The sequence below is a fragment of the Stenotrophomonas sp. S39 genome (assembly GCF_016624665.1).
Taxonomy (GTDB): domain Bacteria; phylum Pseudomonadota; class Gammaproteobacteria; order Xanthomonadales; family Xanthomonadaceae; genus Stenotrophomonas.
Genome location: NZ_JACVTT010000211.1, coordinates 1 through 420 on the forward strand (window position 1 = coordinate 1; position 420 = coordinate 420).

The 420-nt window shown below is 58.3% G+C and carries 1 protein-coding gene; it reads left to right on the forward strand.

Going from position 1 to position 420, the window contains the following annotated elements:
- On the forward strand, positions 1-420 hold a 420-nt coding region (locus tag IAE41_RS22355), incomplete at both ends, for an IS3 family transposase (protein ID WP_200734609.1).

Here is a 420-nt window from a genome sequence, read left to right on the forward strand (position 1 = left end):
CATCACGCTGGAACTGGCCAATCAGGGCCAAGCCATCAACCACAAGCGCGTACAGCGGCTGATGACCGAGCTGGGCCTGCAGTCGCGGGTACGCATCAAGCGCTACCGCGCGTTCAAGGGAGCGGCCAATGTCGTGGTCTCCAACGACCTTGACCGCCAGTTTGAGGCCCAAATGCCCAACCAGAAATGGGTGACCGACGTTACCGAGTTCAAGGTGCAGGGCATGAAGCTCTATCTCTCGCCGATCATGGACCTCTACAACGGCGAAATCGTGGCTTACCAGATGAAGCGCCGCCCGGTATTCGACCTGGTCGGCCAGATGCTGGACCAAGCAATCAAGAAGCTTCCGCCCGAAGATCGGCCGATGATCCACTCTGACCAAGGCTGGCACTATCAGCATGAAAGCTATCGCCACAAGCT